General features: G+C 65.0%; 14 protein-coding genes and 1 pseudogene. 5 read left to right on the forward strand and 10 right to left on the reverse strand.

From position 1 onward, the window contains the following. Positions 1 to 476: 476 nt before the first annotated feature. Positions 477 to 2,795, reverse strand: a complete 2,319-nt coding sequence (locus shn_RS14485; protein WP_064331033.1) for a methyl-accepting chemotaxis protein — start codon at positions 2,793 to 2,795, stop codon at positions 477 to 479. 362 nt (positions 2,796 to 3,157) lie between these two features. On the opposite strand from shn_RS14485, the gene shn_RS14490 reads away from it, so the two are divergent. After that, positions 3,158 to 4,111 (forward strand): ring-cleaving dioxygenase, encoded by a 954-nt coding sequence (locus tag shn_RS14490; protein ID WP_064331034.1) that lies wholly within the window; start codon positions 3,158 to 3,160, stop codon positions 4,109 to 4,111. Positions 4,112 to 4,185: 74 nt separating this feature from the next. Next, complete coding sequence (locus shn_RS14495; protein WP_064331035.1) at positions 4,186 to 4,743, forward strand: NADPH-dependent FMN reductase; 558 nt, start codon at positions 4,186 to 4,188, stop codon at positions 4,741 to 4,743. A 48-nt stretch (positions 4,744 to 4,791) separates the two neighbouring features. Here shn_RS14495 and shn_RS14500 read toward each other — a convergent pair whose 3' ends face one another. Together shn_RS14500 and shn_RS14505 are read right to left on the reverse strand one after the other, a co-directional pair. After that, positions 4,792 to 6,348: a VOC family protein gene (locus shn_RS14500; protein ID WP_064331036.1), complete on the reverse strand. Its 1,557-nt coding sequence runs from the start codon at positions 6,346 to 6,348 to the stop codon at positions 4,792 to 4,794. A 155-nt stretch (positions 6,349 to 6,503) separates the two neighbouring features. After that, on the reverse strand, positions 6,504 to 6,722 hold the full coding sequence (locus shn_RS14505) for a hypothetical protein (protein WP_064331037.1): 219 nt from the start codon (positions 6,720 to 6,722) through the stop codon (positions 6,504 to 6,506). Between the two features lie 693 nt (positions 6,723 to 7,415). On the opposite strand from shn_RS14505, the gene shn_RS14510 reads away from it, so the two are divergent. Beyond that, positions 7,416 to 8,807 (forward strand): efflux transporter outer membrane subunit, encoded by a 1,392-nt coding sequence (locus shn_RS14510; RefSeq protein ID WP_245337411.1) that lies wholly within the window; start codon positions 7,416 to 7,418, stop codon positions 8,805 to 8,807. A 134-nt stretch (positions 8,808 to 8,941) separates the two neighbouring features. Here the strand turns inward: shn_RS14510 and shn_RS14515 are convergent, their stop codons facing one another. After that, a complete protein-coding gene (locus tag shn_RS14515; protein WP_064331039.1) occupies positions 8,942 to 9,616 on the reverse strand; it encodes a GntR family transcriptional regulator in 675 nt (224 codons plus the stop codon). 112 nt (positions 9,617 to 9,728) lie between these two features. On the opposite strand from shn_RS14515, the gene shn_RS14520 reads away from it, so the two are divergent. Then, the gene (locus tag shn_RS14520; RefSeq protein ID WP_064331040.1) at positions 9,729 to 10,568 is read left to right on the forward strand and encodes a fumarylacetoacetate hydrolase family protein; all 840 of its coding nucleotides are present in this window, start codon (positions 9,729 to 9,731) and stop codon (positions 10,566 to 10,568) included. A gap of 63 nt (positions 10,569 to 10,631) precedes the next feature. Here the strand turns inward: shn_RS14520 and shn_RS36430 are convergent, their stop codons facing one another. The 5 genes and pseudogenes from shn_RS36430 to shn_RS14540 form a co-directional block, all read right to left on the reverse strand. Beyond that, on the reverse strand, positions 10,632 to 10,793 hold the full coding sequence (locus tag shn_RS36430; RefSeq protein ID WP_162853132.1) for a hypothetical protein: 162 nt from the start codon (positions 10,791 to 10,793) through the stop codon (positions 10,632 to 10,634). Between the two features lie 109 nt (positions 10,794 to 10,902). After that, positions 10,903 to 11,544, reverse strand: a complete 642-nt coding sequence (locus shn_RS14525; RefSeq protein ID WP_064331041.1) for a thermonuclease family protein — start codon at positions 11,542 to 11,544, stop codon at positions 10,903 to 10,905. Positions 11,545 to 11,693: 149 nt separating this feature from the next. Continuing rightward, positions 11,694 to 13,103 carry an adenylate/guanylate cyclase domain-containing protein gene (locus tag shn_RS14530; RefSeq protein WP_064331042.1) on the reverse strand — a complete coding sequence of 470 codons (1,410 nt, stop codon included), beginning with the start codon at positions 13,101 to 13,103 and terminating at the stop codon, positions 11,694 to 11,696. A 247-nt stretch (positions 13,104 to 13,350) separates the two neighbouring features. Continuing rightward, positions 13,351 to 15,800, reverse strand: a pseudogene (locus shn_RS14535) (FAD-dependent oxidoreductase). 88 nt (positions 15,801 to 15,888) lie between these two features. Then, positions 15,889 to 16,671, reverse strand: coding sequence for a DeoR/GlpR family DNA-binding transcription regulator (locus shn_RS14540; protein WP_064332617.1), 783 nt, complete (start codon positions 16,669 to 16,671; stop codon positions 15,889 to 15,891). A gap of 200 nt (positions 16,672 to 16,871) precedes the next feature. Here shn_RS14540 and shn_RS14545 point away from each other — a divergent pair, with 200 nt between their 5' ends. Next, positions 16,872 to 17,921, forward strand: coding sequence for a GlxA family transcriptional regulator (locus shn_RS14545; protein WP_064331043.1), 1,050 nt, complete (start codon positions 16,872 to 16,874; stop codon positions 17,919 to 17,921). A gap of 76 nt (positions 17,922 to 17,997) precedes the next feature. Here shn_RS14545 and shn_RS14550 read toward each other — a convergent pair whose 3' ends face one another. Beyond that, positions 17,998 to 20,013 (reverse strand): putative 2-aminoethylphosphonate ABC transporter permease subunit, encoded by a 2,016-nt coding sequence (locus shn_RS14550; RefSeq protein ID WP_245337412.1) that lies wholly within the window; start codon positions 20,011 to 20,013, stop codon positions 17,998 to 18,000.

Raw genomic sequence — 20,013 nt, forward strand, 5'->3', positions numbered from 1 at the left:
CTGGCAAGCCACGGCCTGTGCGAGGCGCGATCTTGCCGCAGGCGAGTGTGGCGGAGTCCGCCCGAAAAGCCAACCGGGAAGATCATTCGATAGAGGAATATAATAAGTCATATTTTTCAGTGCGCTAACGGCAGCCGCATGCCGCGCGGACAAGAAAGCCGCCGGCGGCCGCGGAACCTTTCCGGTTCCCACTGGGCTGCACGGCGGCTTTATCGGAGCGTCATTCGTTGGACGCTTCTCTTCTGGCCCCCTCTGGACCTGCAGAAGAGGAAGCAGAAAGCGTGCCAGATTGAAGGCGCGCTAAATACAAAAATGATTTCATATTACTAAAGACACGTCTAATGAAAAGCTGGACCGGGCAGTCGCTTCACCTGGCCAATTTGTGTGCAACGCACAAACGTTGTGCGCCTTTTTCATCCAGCAAAAAGGCGGCCCATTTCACCGGGCCGCCTTTCGGGATGGTCCATCGGGAAGGCTCAGAACTCTTGCCAGTCCTGCGCCGCCGCATTGGCCGAAGCCGCCTGTCCGCCGCCGAAGGCGCGGGCCAGCGTGTTGCCGAGCGCCCGCGCGCCGGAGGCGGCCGGACGATGCTCGGCAGCCGAGGCGACCACCGGGCGGGCGATCGTGCCGGTGCCGAGGCGGAACTGCGCGATCAGGCTGTTGAGCGCGGCGGCCTCGGTCGCCAGCGCATGGCTTGCCGCCGTCTGCTCCTCCACCATGGCTGCGTTCTTCTGCGTGCCCTGGTCGATGGAATTCACCGCCGCGCTGATCTCGTTGAGGCCCGTCGACTGTTCACGCGCCGAACGCACGATCGCCGCGACGTTCTGGTCGATCTCCTGCACCTGATCGACGATCTCCGTCAACGCCGAGCCCGTCTCGCCGACCAGCGCCACGCCGAGATGCACCTGCTCGCCCGACTTGGTGATGAGCGCCTTGATCTCCTTGGCGGCATTGGCCGAGCGCTGCGCCAGTTCGCGCACTTCCTGCGCGACGACCGCAAAGCCCTTGCCCGCCTCGCCCGCCCGGGCCGCCTCGACGCCGGCATTCAGCGCCAGAAGGTTCGTCTGGAAGGCGATCTCGTCGATCACGCCGATGATGTTGGAGATTTCCCGCGAGGAATTCTCGATGCCGCTCATCGCGCTCACGGCGCGCCGCACCACTTCACCCGATTTTTCGGCGCCGAGGCGGGTGCGCTCGACGAGCTGGCCGGCATCCTCCGCCCGTTTCGTGGCATCCTTGAGCGAGGTCGTGATCTCCTCCAGCGCCGCCGCGGTTTCCTCGACGGAAGCCGCCTGCTGCTCGGTGCGCTTGGCAAGGTCGTCGGAGGCCGAGCGGATTTCCGCGGAACCGGCCTGGATGGCATTGGCGTTGCTGCCGACGGAGCGCAGCGCCGATTGCAGCTTTTCCACCGAGGCGTTGAAATCGTGGCGGACCTGGTCGAGCGAGCCGGCAAAGGCATGCTCGATGCGATGCGTCATGTCGCCGTCGGCCAGCTTCTGGAGGCCTTCGGCGAGCGCCTCGACGGCGATGCGCGTCTGGCGCTCGCGCTCGGCGGCCTCTTCGGCACGCTGGCGGCGCTCGTCTTCCGAAAGCGCACGGTTCTGCTCCGCCTCGCTCTCAAGCCGCACCTTGGCGAGCGTCGCATCCCGCAGCACGGCAAGCGAACGGGCCATCTCGCCGATCTCATCCTTGCGCTCGGATTCGCTGAGATCCACATCCGTCCGACCCTGCGCGATCTCGCTCGTCGCGACGATGACGGTTTCGAGGCGCTTGCGGAAGCGGGCGGCGAGCAGCCAGCCGATGGCGATCATCAGGCCCGTCGCAATGGCGATCACGATGATCGAGGTGACGGCAAGCGCCGACAGATTGGCAAAAAGCACCGATTTCGGCACCGCGACCACCGTGTACCAGGTGGTGCCCGGCACGAGCGGCACGGGCACCGCGACCGCCACGGAGGTGAGGCCGTTGGCATCGGTGATTTCCATGGCCTTTTCCGGATTGGCGATCAGCGCCTGCCAGGCAGCCGTGTCGAGGCCGGAATCAGTGAGCGTCTTGCCGAGCACGGCCGCATCCGGATAGCTGACGATGCTGCCGCCCTGGCTGAGCAGCGCGACATAGCCCTCGCCGAGCGGCTTCAGCTTCGCCATGTCGGTGGCGAGCGCATCGAGCGCGATATCCACGCCGGTGACGCCCTTGAACGCACCGTCGAAGGCGAGCGGCACCATGAAGGAGGTCATCAGCACGTTCTTGCCACCGATGACATAGCTGTAGGGCTCCGTCAGCAGGTCCTTGCCCGTGGCCTTCGGCACCTGGTAGTAGTCGCCGGGACCGGGCTTGTCGTAATCGACGAGCGCGACCATCTCGACCTTGCCCTCGTTGCGGACGAAATAGGGAATGTAGCGGCCCGTGGCGTCGTGTCCCGGCTGGTTCACATAGTGCGCATCCTTGCCGTCGAAGGCATCCGGCTCCCAGCCGGTGCTGACGCCGAGCGCGAAGGGATTGTCGGCCATCAGACGGTCGAAGATGCCGTTCATCGTCTCGCGGCTCGGGGCGTCCGTCGCCTTCATCGCATAGAGCGCCGAGCGCATGTTCCAGCTCAACGCCTTGACCTGCGCGAAATAGGTCTCCACCTTCCCGGCGCTCGCCTCTGCCGCGTTGACCATTTCGGAAATGGAGCGCTCCTCCACGGCACGATAGGACAGAAAGAGCAGAACGCCCGCCGTCGCAACGGTCGTGGCAACGCCGGCCGCCACGATGGCGAGCATGTTTCGGGCAGTCGCAGTCTTCGGCAGCATGACGTCTCCTCCCATCCGCGCGGGAAAGTCCGCAGCGGCAGTCATCACTAATGGCGGAACATGCCGGCGGACGCGGCGAAACAGAGACGAAGTCATTTCGCAGGCCGGCAGCGTAAGCGAATGCTGGTTTATGAAACGATAAAATTTGAGCCATCCCGCCATGGAACAGAACGGGCGGAAAATTCTTCCTGCCGGAGGCCGCCGGTGCGGCGAAAGGATCTGCCGTTCAGGATAAGTGAACGATCCGTTCGTCCGCGCCGATCTTCCGGCGGTACCTGCGAAGGGCGATATTCACCTCAACGCAAGGCCCCGAAACGGGGCAGCACAGATATCCCGGACTGTCCGGGGAGAGGAGCTTCATCATGACCCTGCAGCTCACAGGCATCCACCACCTGACGGCGATCACCGCGAACGCGCCGGAGAACCTGCGCTTCTACACGCAGGTCCTTGGCCTTCGCCTCGTCAAGAAGACCGTCAACCAGGACGACACCAGCGCCTACCACCTCTTCTACGCCGACGGTCTCGCCTCGCCCGGCACGGACCTCACCTTCTTCGACTGGCCGGTCGGCCACGAGCGGCGCGGCACGCACAGCGTCTCGCGCACCGGCCTGCGCGTCGCCAGCCTTGCGACGCTCGAATGGTGGAAGGCCCGCTTCGGCGAGCTGAAGGTCAAGGCCGGCGAGATTCGTGATGTCGGCGGCCGCGCCAGCCTCGATTTCGAGGATGGCGAGGGGCAGCGTTTCCGCCTTGTCGCCGACGATGCCGGCACGCCTGCCAATCCCTGGGCAAGAAGCCCGGTTCCGGCCGAGCACCAGATCAAGGGCCTCGGCCCCATCACGCTCAGCGTGCCGGATATCCGCAACACCGAAGCCGTGCTGGTCCAGGTGATGAACATGCAGGAGACCGCGACCTATCCCAATCCGGACGGCGCGGGCGACGTGCATGTCTTCTCGATGGGCGAAGGCGGCCCGGCGGCCGAACTGCATGTCGCCGTCGAACCGGACCTTCCGGTCGCCCACCAGGGTGCCGGCGCCGTGCACCACGTCGCCTTCCGCGCGCCGGACGAGGAAGCGCTGCATGCCTGGACGGAGCGCCTGCGCGGCTTCCGCCTGCCTTCCAGCGGCGAGGTCGAGCGCTTCTACTTCCGCTCGCTCTATTTCCGCGAGCCGAACGGCATCCTGTTCGAGATCGCCACGGACGGCCCCGGTTTCGCCGTGGACGAGCCGCTTGAAACGCTGGGCGAGAGCCTGTCGCTGCCGCCCTTCCTCGAACCGCGCCGCGCGCAGATCGAGGCCCGGCTGAAGCCCCTCGTCTAAAACAGAGGAAACCCCGGCGTGACAAACCGTCCGCCGGGGTTTTTTATGCCCATGTTTTGGAAAGGAGAGTCGGGATGACGAAACTGGTGGCAATCTCGGGGAGCCTGCGCAAGGGTTCCTACAACACGGCGCTGCTGCGCGCCGCCCTCGCCATGGCGCCCGAAGGTGTGACGATCACCGAAGGCTCGATCCACGGCATTCCCCTTTATGACGCCGACGTGGAGGCAGAAGCGGGCCTTCCCGAAGCGGTCACACGCCTGAAGGACCTCGTGGCGGCGGCGGACGGCGTCGTTCTCTTCACGCCGGAATACAACAACGGCATTCCCGGCGTCTTCAAGAACGCCATCGACTGGATGAGCCGTCCCTCCTCCGACATCGCCCGCGTCTTCGGCGGCAAGCCCTTCGCCATCACCGGCGCCTCGCCCGGCAATTTCGGCACGCTTCTGTCGCAGGAGGCCTGGCTGCCCGTCATGCGCACGCTCGGCACCGTGCCCTGGTTCGGCGCCAAGCTTCTGGTCTCGCGCGCCGGCAGCGTCATCGAGGACGGCCGGATCGCCGACGAGGCGACGGAAAGGAAGCTCAGTGATTTCATCGCCGGCTTCTCGGCTTTCGTGACGGAATACAAGCGATAGAAAGAAGGGGCGCGTCCTGCAACGCGCTCCTTTTCGGTTGCCCCGGCCTCAGCCGAGGATGAGTTCCCGATAGGCCCTGGCGACTTCCAGGTCCGCCGGGCCGATGTCGTGACCGGCGGCAAGCAGCCGGTTCTCGACCGATGCGCCGGCCGCCTTCAGATGCGTCTCAAGTTCGCCGGCATAGGCCCCGTAGGGATCCGACTGACCGGTAAGCATCAGCACGTTCGCCCCCGAAAGGTCCGCCTCCGGCACGGTTTCCAGCACGTTCATGCCGCGCAGCAGCACCGCGTTGCGGATGATGCCGGGATACAGCAGCATGATCGCGCCGATAATGTTCGCGCCGTTCGAATAGCCGACGAACAGCGTCCTGTCCGGATCGAGCCCATAGGCCGCATTCGCCCCTTCCATGAAGGCCGCGAAGGCTTCCGCCTCGCCTGCAATGTCCTTCTGGTCGAAGGTGACGGCGGTCAGCCGGCGGAAGAAGCGCGGATAGCCCTCGTCGAGACTGCGGCCGCGCGGGCTGAGCAGCACGGCATTGGGCGCGAGCTTCGTCCCGAAAGGCAGAAGGCTCGCCTCATTGCCGCCGGTGCCGTGCAGGAGCACGACGGCGGTGCCATCAGGGGTTTCCGGCCGGTGCACCCGGTGGATGAAGGGCAGGTCCCGTTCGGTCATGCGCTCTTCTCCCGGCAGGGAGAACTGCGGAAGCCGCGCCCGGACATCTTCCGGGTCGGCGCGAAAATGCCTGGGCACGAACAGCTTCTCGCCAAGCGCCTCCAAGGGTTCGTCGACCGTCATGCCGGGACCGTCCGTCGCATATTCGAGCAGCGCCCCGCCGGGTTCGCGCACATAGAGCGAATAGAAGTACTTCCGGTCGTGCATGTTGGTCTCGCCCGCCCCTTCGGTGGAAAGCCGGGCGGCGAGCGCTTCCACGGCAGAGCGGTCCGGTGCGCGCAGAGCGATATGGTCGATCGTGCCGGTGCCCGGCGCGGACGTCCAGAAGCCGCTCGCATCGCGGATGTCGAGCACGTCGGCCGATTCGCCGGCAAGCCGGGTGATGCCGTTCGCCGCCGCCACCGTCCGATAGCCGAAATGATCGGCGATGAAGGCCGCCGTCTCGGCCGGCTTCTCGGAGAATATCGTCGCGCCGCGGATGCGCTGGATGGCGTCGGCTGCCGCGATGTCCTTGGTGACATGGGGTGCCGGGCCGTCCACATCCGCCTCACCGACGAGCTTGACGATGATGCCGTCCGGATCCTTCAGCCGGAGCACGGGTTCGCCGAACTCCTGCGCCGGACCGCTCGTCGCGATGTTCTGCGTCAGCGCGCGCGTCAGCCAGAAGCCGATCGCCTCCGGCTTGATGGCAAGGGCGATCTCCGCGGGCTGGCCGAGACCGACGCGGCCGGGCGACCCATCCTCCCAGGCAAGGAAGGTGATCAGCGAGCCGGGGCTGGCCGCCGCATCGCCATAGAGAAGGTGAAGCTGGTCGGCGTCCTCGTAACCCGCCGTGCGCTTGACGAGGCGCAGGCCGAGAAAGCCCACGTAGAAATCGACGTTCGCCTGGATCTTCCGGGTGATCGCCGTGATGTGATGGATGCCGCTGACCATGGGGCACCTCCTTTCGCGGGCTACACAATCAGCATTCGGCACCGCGCACCAGCCACCGCCCGGTAGATGCACTGTCCACAAAACGGAACCGGCCCCGCTGACGGGCGGGGCCGGTGGATCCCGGTGCCAGGGACACCGGATCGTCTGGATTGGGTTCAGGCGGCCGCGATACGGGCCGGCGACATCGCCCGCGTCGAGGCGGACGGATCGTTGAGGAGACGCCGGATCGCCACGCGTACCTCGTCAGCCGAGGAAAAACGCTGGGAATCCAGATCCCACACGGAATATTTGACGGCCACGAATTTCAGCCGATCCTCATCGGGAACGACAACACCGACGGCCTCACCACCGATTTCGATAACCTGCTTTTGCATAACAACTCCTGCCGCACCGAAAGCACAGCTCATTCAAATCTTGCGCTAAAATCGAAGAGGGAAGTCAGATCACATTCGGCAAAGGGCCGTATGCGCTTTCCCTGTAATCGTTTCACGACAGGAGCACGCCACACGCACGGAGGCGATGCAGTTGATATCGTACATGACACACTCCCTCTTGTTGGCGCTGACGCTCTGAAATGGACGCGTCAGAGGCGGACCGGAATAAAACGCATGCGGCCCTCATGCGATGCTCCAACACATAGGCGCCCCTCCTTTTCTTGTCAATGGAATCCGCAGAATTTTGGAATAAATTACTGCCGAATTTGTGTGACAATTCGAATCGCAAAATAATGTTCGCGCTTGCAGCATTTTTCAGGAAAATATGTCGCGAAGACGAACATTCCGGGGAAAAGCCATGACGCAACCAGATCGCGCAGCCGCAATCGCGCGCTTGCGCATGGCGGGCAAAACCGGAAGCCGTGGGCAAATGCTCCAGTTGCCCTGCGGACACACCCTCCGAATGAAGCGGGGAAAAAACGCTGTGGGACCATTCTTTTTTTGGAGGGAGGCTCGATCTTCCCTCCAAACATGAATAAAGAGTGAATCGCGATTTTGTTCTGTTAATAAGTACGCCACGACCGCTGGCAGGGTAGGCCCATGAATTTCACCAGGACGCTTTTTCCGTTGAGCATGCTTCTCCTGTCCGGCTGCGTCGTCGGCCCCGACTACCAGAAGCCCGAGACCGCCCTTCCCGCGAAGTTTTCCGAAAGCAAGGCCACGAGCGGCGAGAACGTGACGCTCAATCCGTGGTGGGAATCCTTCCGCGACAAGCGCCTCAACGATCTCGTCCACCAGGGCATGGCCGAAAATCTCACCGTGCTGCAGGCCTTGGAGCGCATCACGGCGGCCGAGGCGAATGTCATCGTCGCCGGCGCCGGCGCACTGCCGAGCATCGGCGCTTCGGCGGAAGCCTCGGCAAGCGGCCAGGACGGCGACTACCTGCGCCGCACCTCGGGCCGCGACTCGTCCTCCTCGAAGTCGCTGACCGCGGGCGCGAGCGCCTCCTGGCTGCTCGACTTCTTCGGCCAGTACCGCCGCTCGAAGGAAGCCGCCAACGCCTCGCTCGACGCCGCCTATGACGACGTCAACGTCGCGCGCCTTGCCTATCTCTCCGACCTCGTGTCGAGCTATGTCAACGCACGCTACTATCAGGAAGCGCTGGCGCTCAGCCGCAAGAACCTGGAATCGCGCCGCGAGACACTGAAGCTGACCAACGAGATCAAGGAAGCGGGCGCCGCCTCCAGCCTCGACGTGCTGCAGGCCGAAGGTCTCGTCAACCAGACGCTGGCCGATCTGCCCGGCCTTGAGACCGGCTTCCACCAGTCGGCGAACCACATCGCGACCCTGCTCGGCCTGCCGGCCAGCACGATCACCTCCAGCCTGACCAAGGGCGCCGCGCAGCCGATGCCGCGGTATGCGACGCGCACGGGCATCCCGGCGGACCTCATCCGCAACCGTCCGGACATCCGCGCGGCCGAGCGCCGCCTGCAGGCGGCGACGGCGCAGATCGGCGTGGCCGAGGCTGATCTCTATCCGAGCATCGAGCTCGGCGGCTCGATCGGCGCGACGCGCAACTTCACCAGCGCCGCCACCGGCAACCTGACAAGCTGGTCCTTCGGCCCGTCGCTGACGCTGCCGATCTTCAACGGCGGTGCGCTGAAGGCACGGGTCAAGATCGCCCGCTCGGAAGCCGAGCAGCAGTATCTGACCTGGAAGTCCACCGTGCTGAACGCCGTGGAAGAGGTCGAGAATGCACAGGCCGCGCTGATCCGCGACGGCCAGACCGTCGCCGCCCAGCGCAGGGTCGTGAACTCCTACGAGCAGACGCTGAACCTTGCCCGCGAAAGCTATCGCGGCGGCGCCAGCACCATCCTCGACGTGCTCGATGCCGAACGCAACGTCGCAACGGCCCGCCTGCAGCTCGCTTCCGCGATCCGCCAGCTTGCCCGCGACTTCGTCGCCCTCAATGTGGCGATCGGCGGCGGCGCGGAAATCGGCTCGGCGACCGTCGCAAGCAAGTAAGCGGAAGCGCGTCATCCGGGTGGCTCACCCGGTATCGAACAGAACACGGGGGAGCGGCAGGCACAGGTCTGCCGCTCCCTTTTTTGTTCCGCTGCCTTGAAGGCAGAACGTTCCGGCCGGCGCCGCAATGGGCTCTAGGTCGTGAAAAAGCCTTCAAGCGCCGCCGCCGTCCTGCCATAGTGGTCGCGCAGCGCCGCGGCGGCGCCCTCGGCGTCCCGCGCGAGGGCAAGCTCCATCAGTCGCCGATGCTCTCCGGTCACATCCCGCGTGGCACCGACGAGGCTGACGGAGAGGCGTCTGTACCGGTCGGCACGCGAAAACAGCTTGTCGCAGATCTCCAGGAGGCTCGGCGAGCCGCAGGCCGAGATGAGCGCGGCGTGAAAAACCGCATGGCGGGCCTCCCAGTCCTCGCGCATCGCCGAGGGGATGTCCTCGCGCGCCTGCGGGATGCGCGCCATCAGGTGGTGGGCGGCGATCACCCTTCCCTCCCAGTCGGCATCCCCCCGCAACACCGAAAGCCGCAGCGCCTCGCCCTCGCAGAGCTGCCGCGTTGCCGTGATGTCGCGCAGCTCCGCAAGCGAGAGGCTTGCGACGCTGTAGCCGCGGTGATCGTCCAGCACCGTGAACCCCTCCGCCGTCAGCCGGGCCAGCGCCTCGCGCACCGGCGTCACGCTCATGCCGCACAGCGCCTGGAGATCGGCAAAGCGCAGCCGGTCGCCGGGCTTGACCGCGCCCGTGCGGATCGCCTGCCGGATCGCCTCATAGGCATCGCCCGCCAGGGTGCGCCCGCCTGCCTTCTTCTGCTCCATCACGCCCCGCCGAATTTATAAAATTGGAGGATTTTCGAAAATCGTTGACTTGATGTAAAACCAAGGGAATGGTGCGCGCAACCGAAATCGGTGACACCCAACGGAGGTTCTCATGAAGCTGGTGCGCTTTGGCGCGGCGGGCGCGGAAAAGCCCGGACTGATCGACGCGGACGGCAAGGTCCGCGACCTTTCCGGCGTGGTGCCGGATATTGCCGGCGACGTTCTCGGCCGCGAGGGCCTGAAGCGCCTTGCCGCCATCGATCCGAAGAGCCTGCCGCTCGCGCCGGAAGGCAGCCGCTTCGGCGCCTGCGTCGGCCGCGTCGGCAATTTCATCGCCGTCGGCCTCAACTATGCGGACCATGCGGCCGAAAGCGGCATGGCCGTGCCGAGCGAGCCGGTGCTCTTCAACAAGGCCCCCTCCTGCATCGTCGGCCCCGACGACACGATCCTCATCCCGCGCGGCTCGGAAAAGACCGACTGGGAAGTGGAGCTTGCCGTCGTCATCGGCGAGCGCGCTTCCTACGTCTCGGAGGCCGATGCCCTCAACTATGTCGCCGGCTATTGCGTCTGCAACGACATTTCCGAACGCGCCTACCAGATCGAACGCGGCGGCCAGTGGACCAAGGGCAAGGGATGCCCGACCTTCGGCCCGATCGGCCCCTGGCTGGTGACGACCGACGAGGTGGATACCGCCGATCTCGCCATGACGCTCAGCGTCAACGGCGAACTGGTGCAGAACGGTTCGTCGAGCACCATGGTCTTCAAGGTGCCCTTCCTCGTGCACTACATCTCGCAGTTCATGGCGCTGGAGCCCGGCGACGTCATCACCACGGGCACGCCCCCCGGCGTCGGCATGGGCATGAAGCCGCCGCGCTACCTGAAGCCCGGCGACCGCATGGAAGTCTCCATCGCAGGCCTCGGCGTGCAGCGCCAGGTCGTCGCGGCAGGGTAAGTCATTTTCCGGAGAGCCTGAAAAGCGAGAGGGGCCTCAAGGGCCCCTCTTTCGTGTCGGCGATCAGTGCACCGTCGCGGGCGGGGCTTCGTCGCCGAGAATGCGGAAGGCTTCGTCCAGCGCGGCCACGAGGATATCCGTCAGCTCGTCCATGTCGTTTTCAAGGAGGAAGAGCGCGACCGTTGCATTGTCCGGATCGCTGTAACGCTCGAGGTCGTTCGACATGTCATTGTCCCTTTCCAGCCGGCACCATCCCGGTTAACGGAAAGCATAGGAACGCAGGCTTGCGTCTGGCTTGTGCCGGAAAGGCACAGGTTGCGCAAGGACGAATCCGTCAACCGCACCAGGATTGGTGCTTGCCCGTCCAGGGCCTCGCAAGCCCTTCCTTGACCAGTTGCTGGCCGACCGACTGGCCGCCGCGCAGCACGAGATGCGGCGCCGCCCCGGCCTTTCCGGACACTCCGCCCTTCGCCACCAGCGTGACGTCGCCCTCGTTGAGAATCTCGCGCAGCCGGAGCTTCGCATCCCCCCCGCGCAGACGTTCCGCATCGCAGCGCGCCTCCGCGATCGCCGGCGTGTCGACATCGGCGAGCCGCACCTTGCGGCCGGCATAGAGGATGGTGCTGCCGTCGAGCACGCAGTAGTCGGTCTGCGTCGTGCAGATGAACCATTTGCCCGAAAATGCCGGCAGCTTTTCCGGCATCGGCAGCGCCTGCTCCACGGCCTTTTCGGCCGGCCGCTGCTTCGGCCGCGCCAGCACGGCCTCGCGCTCGACCGTCTTCTCCTTGCGTTCGATCGAGGCGGTCCTGATCGCCGTCGCCGGCGTTTCAGGTCCCGGCAGGCGATTGTCCAGATAGAGAATGCCGCCGACCACCGCCGCGCCCAGCACATACCAGTGCGCCATGCCGCCGCGCCGCGCCGGCGCCGCCCGCTTGGATCCTGCCCGTTTCTTCCGCCTGCCCGCCGTCTTCGCCATCACCTGTCTCCTGCGCGAGACAGTGCGACGATCTCTTGAAGATATGGTTACCAGATCGCCTCGCCCAACGCCTTTCGGCATGGGGGCGGCGTTCACCGATCCGGATCCGGGAAAGGCGGAGAAAAACGAGTGGCGGCAATCCGTTGGCGTCAGGGAATGGCGAAAATGCTGATCTCGCTGGCAATGCCGCGAAGGGTGACATTGTGCGCGACGGGGCTCACGCCCCGGTGCGACAGCAGGTCGGAGGCGCGGGGGTCCTGCAGCACCGAGCCGGTGGCGAAGATCTCCAGCGAGGTCGCGAGATGCTGGACACGAGAGGCGATGTTGACCGTCTGGCCGAAATAATCCTGCCGCTCGTTGAGATTGACCGCGATGCAGGGCCCTTCGTGAATGCCGATCTTCAGCAACAGGTCCTCGCTGCCGCGCGTATCGTTCAAGGCGCGCATGGCGTCGCGGATGCGCATGGCCGCCGCCACTGCCCGGTCCGGCGTGGGAAAGGTCGCCATGACCGCATCGCCGATGGTCTTGACGACCGCACCGGCCTCGGCGGCGACGATCTCGCTGAGAACCTTGAAATGCGTCCTGACCAGATCGAAGGCCGCGAGATCGCCGACCCGCTCGTAGAGTTCCGTCGAGCCGCGCAGGTCGGTGAACAGGAAGGTGAGGCTGGTGATCTTCAGCCGCTGGTCGATGTCGAGCGTGTCGGTACGGTAGAGATCGCGAAACGTCTGGTTGGAGAGCAGGCGCTTGGCCGTGAGGAAAGGACGGCGGCGGCCGAGCAAGGCATGCAGCGCCTCGTTGGCGACGCAGACCGATGGCAGCGTGCGCACATCGACATGGTTTTCCATCTGGATGCGCAAGGGCCCCGGTTGCAGCACCAGCGTCTCGTTGTGGCGATGCGTGCGGTCGAAGACCAGGGTCAGGTTGCGCCGCTCCTTCGTCGGCTCCCCGCGCACGTCGAGAAATTGCGCCGCATGCGTCACGGGCTCGAAGACGATGACGAATTCCGCAGGCAGTTGCAGCGCGATGACCGCCTTCTCGCCGGGCGGCAGCTCCAGCGCTTCGAGCACGAACTCGTCGACCTTCTCGTCATAGCCCTCCTCCGGCAGGTCGAGGCCGGAACCCCAATAGACCTGGCGGAAATATTCGCTCGGCGGCAATTCGTGCGGATTGTGCGCAGCGATATGGCGCACGCGCGGGCTGATCGTGAACGTCACCTCGACCATCTCGTCGAGCGTCGGCTCATACCCGGCGGCACAGAGCGCGCAGGTATATTCCGTGCTCTGCACGCTCTTCAGCGACGTGCCGGCATCGAGCACCCCGCCGCATCCCGGGCACAGCACGTTCCAGAACAGGTCGAAAATGCCGAGCCGGGTGGCCTGCATGAAGCCCGCGATCACCTCTTCCTCGCCAAGCCCCTCGGCCGCGGCGAAGGCGAGCGCGTTTATGCGGCAAAGCTTGCGATCCGGTGCATCCCGAACAAGCCGTTCGAACGCATCGACAACCCCAGGCGTCACCGACTGGCGCAGAACTTCGAATAAAGTCCGAGCTTCACTCATGCCCCATCCTACACCCATATCGTCGCAAGAGATATCCACGAGAAGGGCTCTCCTGCGGTCATTCCCAGCGAACGGGAGCGGGATGATTTTCAGCGGCCACGAACGGCACGCATCACCAAGATGACCTACGGCAATCGCCAAGGCCTGCGGCGGAAGAAGACAGGATCGTCGACACCATCCTTCACGGCGATGAGGGCCGCATCCCTCCTCCATCGAGGGATGCGGCCTGACGGCAATTTCACGCGCGTCATGCCTTCACTCTCAGGCTTCCGGGATCGTAGGCCGGCGAAAGATGCGCCGCGACAGGCAAGCGCTCGCCGGCAAGCTCGACCTCGAAGCGGCCAGTTTCCAGAAAGGCGCGGTCCACTCCGGCCGGACTTTCGACAAGCGCGAGGGCGACGGAGCGGCCCAGCGTGTGGCCATAAGCCGCCGAGCGGATCTCGCCGACCGGCTGTCCATCGCGCAGGATCAGCTCGCCGCCCCAGAGCATGGGCCCGGCATCCTCCACGGTGAACTGCACGATGCGCCGGTTGAGCACACCTTTCGCCTTCGCGGCGACGAGGGCGTCGCGGCCGATGAAGCCGCCGGGCTTGTCGAGGGCGACCGCGAAGGCAAGGCCCGCCTCGTAAGGCGTTATGTCCGGCGTCAGCTCGCGGCTCCAGGCCCGATAGCCTTTCTCCAGGCGCAGCGCTTCCAGCGCATAGTAGCCGCAATCGACAAGCCCGAGATCGGCCCCCGCCGCATGCAGCGCCTCATAGACGCCGACCGCGAATTCCGTCGGCACGATCAGCTCCCAGCCAAGTTCGCCCACATAGGTCATGCGGTTGGCATAGGCGGTGGCATAACCGATGTCGATCTCGCGGTTGGTGGCGAAGGGAAAGCTTTCGCTGGAAAGATCGACAGAGGTAAGCCGACCGAGGATATCACGCGATCTCGGCCCCATCAGCGCCAGCACGGCATAGGAAGACGTGACGTCGGTCAGCGTGACATGGGCATCGGCAGGGATGTTCTTGCGAATCCAGTCCGCATCGTGGACGGCCTGCGCCGAGCCGGTGATGATGAGGAAACGATCGGTGGCAAGCCGCATCAACGTCAGGTCGCTTTCATAACCGCCGCGCTCGTTCAACATGCCGGTATAGATGGAGCGACCGACCTCCACATCGATCCTTGCGGCGCAGATACGGTCCAGCGCCATCGCGGCATCGCGGCCCTGCACGAGCAGCTTGGCAAAGGAGGTCTGGTCGAAGAGGCCTGCCGCCTCGCGTGTCGCCTTCATTTCGCGTTTCACCGCTTCGTGCCAGTTCTGTCGGCCGAAGGCGTACTCGGTCACCGGCCGCTCCCCCTCCGCGGCAAACCAGTTGGCGCGCTCCCAGCCCATTTTCGAACCGAAGCAGGCGCGTTTGGCAGCCAGCCGGTCATAAAGCGGAGACCGACGGAAAGGCCGCGCCGTATCCAGCTCGCGGTTCGGCCAGGGCATCGCATAGTGCAAGCCGAGCGTTTCCTTGACGCGGTCGTGCAGCCATCGCGGATTGTTGTTGAAGCCTGCAAAGCGCCGGATGTCGACGGGCCAGAGGTCCATGGTCGGCGCGCCGTTGACGATCCATTCCGCAAGCGCCCGCCCGGCACCACCGGCACTCGCAATCCCCATGGAGTTGAAGCCGGCGCCGACATAGAAGTTCTTCAGCTCCGGCGCCTCGCCGAGGATGAAGTTGTTGTCCGGCGTGAAACTCTCCGGACCGTTGTAGAACTTCTTGACCTCCGAGGTGGCGAGCTGCGGGACGCGCTGAAGCGCGCTCTGCATGAGGATCTCGAACTGGTCCCAGTCGTCGGGCAGAAGGGCGAACTCGAAATCATCGGGAATGCCCGTCATGCCCCATGGCTTGGCCTCCGGCTCGAAACCGCCCATGACGAGACCGCCGACCTCTTCCTTGAAGTAGATGTAGCCGTCGGGGTCGCGCATCACCGGCAGGTCGGGATGCACACCCTCGATACGCCCGGTGACGATATACATATGCTCGGCCGAGTGAAGCGGCACCGAGACGCCGCACATCTGGCCCACCTTGCGCGCCCATTGCCCGGCGCAATTGACCACGACCTGGGCGGAAATCGCGCCGCGGTCCGTCTCCACGCCCGTGACCGGGCCGTTGGCGACGGAAATGCCGGTGACCCGCACACGTTCGAAGATGCGCGCCCCCGGCTGCGTGCGCCCTTGGCGAGCGACTGCGTGAGGTCCGTGGGGTTGGCCTTGCCGTCTCCGGGCAGCCACACGGCGCCGACGAGATCGTCGATCGCCATGACCGGCCAGAGGTCCTGCGCCTCCTTCGGCGATATCACCTCGATCGCGACGCCCTGGGCGCGCGCGGAAGCGGCCGTGCGCTTCAGCACCGTCATACGCTCGGCCGTGCGCGCGACGGAAAGCGAGCCGCAATTCTTCCAACCGGTGGCAAGATCCGTCTCGGCCTCCAGCTCACTGTAGAGCTGGGTCGAGTATTTGATGAGGCTGGTCATGTTGGCATGGCTGCGAAGCTGGCCGACGAGACCGGCGGCATGCCAGGTGGTTCCGCCGCTGAGCTGCCCCTGCTCCAAGAGGACCACGTCCTGCCAGCCGAGCTTCGTCAGATGATAGGCCACCGAGCAGCCGATGATGCCGCCGCCGACGATGACGACCTGTGCCTGTGTTGGAAATTCCTGCGCCATGAAACGACCTCCCGAAACCATGGAAGGCCGCACGGTAACAAAACGCCACCAAAGAACAAGACAAAAAGTTACAAAAAATTACATTTCATCACGTCGCGACGATCACGACCGGTCCTCTCCGTTCCAGCGCCTCGCAGATCGCCTCCGGTGGACGCCGGTCGACGATCACGCCGGCAGCCTGTTCGAAGCGCGGGATGCGAAGGGGCGTCAGCCGGCCGAACTTCGAGCTGTCGAGCACGAAATAGGCCTTCGCGGCCGTGCCCGCCATGCGGGAGCGCTGTTCCGCGCCGCTGCGCGTGAAGTCCGTCACCTCCCCGTCCGGCGAGAGCCCGCCGCCGCCGAGAAAGGCGACATCGACCCGGAAATGACGGATCGCCTCCAGCGCATCGATGCCGACGGCCGCCTCTTCATCCGGGTCGATCTCACCGCCCAGCATATGCACCCGCACCTGGGGCTGCCGGCACATGAGAAGCGCAATAGAAAGGGAAGTGGTGCAAATCGTGAGGTTTTTCCGTTCGGACAGGGCCTGCGCCACCGCGAGAGTCGTGGTGCCGGAATCGAGAAAGACCACCATGCCGTCGCGCACGAGCCCCGCGGCCGCGCGGCCGATCGCCGCCTTCGCCCCCGCATTTTCTTCGCGCCGCTCGGTGAAGGCGGCCTCGATGGGTTCGAAGAGTGTTGCCCCGCCATGCACGAGATCGAGCTGGCCGCGCTCGGCGAGGAGCTTCAGGTCGCGCCGGATCGTCTGCCGCGATACGTCGAAAAAATCGGCGAGTTCGGTAATGCCGACCGTGCCGTCCGCAGCGAGGCGGCGCAGGATTTCAGCATGGCGGCGGGGAGCAAGGGCGCGGGCGTTCTGAGAGTCTGACATGGCGATATCTGCGATCATTTTTGTCGCTTTGACAAGCTGGGCGTGAAATTCGCTACTCAGCGCGGCTGACGCCGAGGCACGTCGTGGATTTTGAAGATCAAGTTCCACAAAGTGTGCCTCACAATGTCCTTTAATGTTGCATTATGTAATTATTTTTTCCATTCTGCCCAAAGACGGCTTTTCAAGATCAGGAGGAGACAATGCAACAGGCGTACACGGACGGCAGCCGTTTCACCTTCTATCTGCTCGACGGCTTCGCGCTGCACGCCTTCTCCGCGGCGCTCGAAGCCCTGCGCGTGGCCAATCAGGTTGCCGGCCGCACGGTCTATGACTGGTACATCGTGACGGGCGACGGCCGGGCGGCGCGGTCCTCGTGCGGAATGCGCCTTGCCGCCGACCACGCGCTTGCCGAGGAACGGGACCGGCTGTACCGGTCGGGAACGCGGCGCTTCGTCGCCATCTGCGGCGGAAGCGGCATACCCGCGCCGGACCGGGCGCTGGAGGCCTGGCTGCGGCTGTGCCAGCGCAGCCGGATCGCCCTGGCCGGCCTTGCCGGCGGCCTCTATCCGCTCGCCCGGGCGGGGCTCCTCGACGGCAGGCGCTGCGCCGTGCACTGGGAACATTTCCCGGATTTTTCCGAACGCTTCTTCGCGGCGAGGGCCAATCAGACGGCATTCGAGATCGACGCGGGCCTTCATACCTGCGCCGGCGGCAACGCGTCCTTCGACATGATCCTGCATATCGTTGAAAGGGAGCTGGGCAGGGATATCGCCAACCGCATCTGCGAGATCACGCTCTGCGAGCGTCGCCGGGAGGCCGGCGAACGCCAGCGCCTGCCGCTTCAGGCCCGTCTCGGCATCGACAATGCCACGCTGATCCGCATCGTGCAGCAGATGGAAGCCAATCTCTCCGAACCGCTCCGGCTCGCCGACATGTCGCCGGCAAGCGGGCTCTCCCGCCGCCAGATGGAGCGCCTGTTCCGCCGGGAGATGGGGCGCACGCCCGCGCGCTACTATCTCGACCTGAGGCTGGAGCGGGCGCACCTGCTGCTCGTTACCTCGTCCCTTCCCGTCATCGAAATCGCCATGGCCTGCGGCTTCTCGACCGCCTCGCACTTTTCCCGCACCTACCGCGAGCGCTATGGCTGCACGCCGCAGCGTACGCGCCTGGCCGAAGCGGAGCGGCGGTCCCTTTCCCAGCGCCGCCGTGACGGCGAACCGCTTGCAACGGACGCGCGGCACGTCGCATGAGACGTCTCGTTCCCAAGGGAAAGGCCCCTTCTCCGCAGCGGAGAAGGGGCCTTTTCTGCCTTATCGAGAACGCGCGTCAGCGCCAGGCCTGGGTCCGCGCGAGCAGGCTGCGGGCGATCGCCGCGTGGATGAGCTTGGCGGCGACATTCGTGTAGAAGATCATCATGCCCATGGCCGCGGCCGGCGCGATGTCGCCCGCATCGTCCATGTTGAGCACCGCGACAGAGGCGAGCTTTGTATCGGTGGAGTAGAGGAAGACCACAGCCGAGACCGTCGTCATCGCATTGACGAAGAGATAGATCGCGATGTTGAGGATCGCCGGCAGGCAGACCGGCACCGTGACCCGGAAGAACAGCCGGTGGAAGGGCTGCTTCAGCGAGGCGGCGACGGATTCGAATTCCGGATCCATCTGCTTGAGGGCGGTCAGCGCCGTCAGATGCGCGACCGTGTAGAAATGCGTCACCGTGGAGACGACGAGGATCGTCATCGTGCCGTAGATGGCGTTGAGCGGATTGGCCGGGTTGTTGAAGAAGAAGATATAGGCAAGACCGAGCACCATGCCGGGCACCGCCATGGGCATCATCGCGAGAAAATGGAAGATGCCGCGGCCGACGCGGAAGCCATCCGCCTTCTCCACCATGTAGGCGCCGGCGAAGACGACGAGCGAGCCGAACAGTGCCGTCAGGAGGGCCAGCCGGATCGAATTGCCATAGGCCGCCCAGCCGCCGCCGTCCATCAGGTCGAAGGCGAAGTTCTTCGTCGTCAGCGTCAGGTCATAGGGCCAGAACTTCACCACGGCCGCGATCTGGCACATGGCGATCATGCCGAGGATGAATAGGCTGACGAGGCAGGCGAAGGAAAAGCAGATCGCATCCATGCGGGCGTTCGGCTTCGGCGCATAGGGCACGGCGCGGGCGGAAAGCAGCGCCACCTGCCGCTTCTGCATGCGCCGGTCGACGACGAAGGCGAGAATGGCCGGCACGAGCAGGATGACGGAAACGACCGCGCCCATCTCGAAGTTCTGCTGGCCGATCACCTGCTTGTAGATGTCGACGGCGAGCATGCCGTATTGCCCGCCGATCACCTTCGGCAGGCCGAAATCGGTGATGACCAGCGTGAAGACGACGAAGGCGGCGGAGACGAGACCGAAGCGGGCGCCAGGCACCGTGACGGTCTTGAAGGTGCGCCACTTGCTGGCCTTCAGCGAGGCGGCGGCCTCGTAGTGCCGCGCATCGGCGACGGAAAGCGCCGTCAGGATGATCAGGAAGGCATGCGGCAGGGTGAAGAAGATCGAGCCGATGACGATACCGATCGGACCATAGATGGAATAGCCCATCAGCCAGTCCTTGAAGACGCCCTGGTTGCCGAAGAGATAGACGAGCGCGATGCCGGGCAGCAGCGAGGGCACGAGGATGGGGATCGTCAGGATACCGCGGAAGAGCCCCTTCAGCGGCATGCAACTGCGCGTCAGCCCATAGGCGAGCGCGAAGGCGATGGCGACGGTGAAGACCGTGCTGATCGACGCCATCAGCACCGAATTGTAGATCGACTGGGCGAGCGCCGGCGTGGAGAAGTAGGTCGCGAAATTCTCGACGCCGAGGCTGCGCGCCGGGCGCAGCACGACACGCCGGAAGGTGCCGGAATCGTAGTCGCGCCATTCCGTTCCCTTTTCCAGCGTCGAGCCGACGAGGAAGGCCGCGTCGTCCGTCGTGCCGCGGATGCGATAGTGCACGGGACTGCGGAAGCTGAATTCCGGGAAGAACTTCGTCGCCGCAAGCCGCCCGTCGGAATTGGTCGACAGCTCCCCGTCCATCACGGCGCGAAGTTCCCGGTTCAGGGCTTCTGCGCTGAGGACCGGCCCCCAATTCGCGCCCGTCTCGTCGCTGACCTGGAACTCGAAGGCGGCAAGGTCGAACCGGTAGATCGACAGCGACTTCGACAACATGACGAAGAGCGGCGCACCGAGCGCGATAATCAGGTAGAGGCCGATGACGGCCATGAAGCCGAGCTTGATGCGGTCGTCGCGAGAGGATTCCTGCCGCAGCCGCTTGCCGGTAAGGGGAAGATGGGGCGCTTCGAGGACCATGTTCAT

The sequence above is a fragment of the Shinella sp. HZN7 genome (genome assembly GCF_001652565.1).
GTDB classification, from domain to species: domain Bacteria; phylum Pseudomonadota; class Alphaproteobacteria; order Rhizobiales; family Rhizobiaceae; genus Shinella; species Shinella granuli.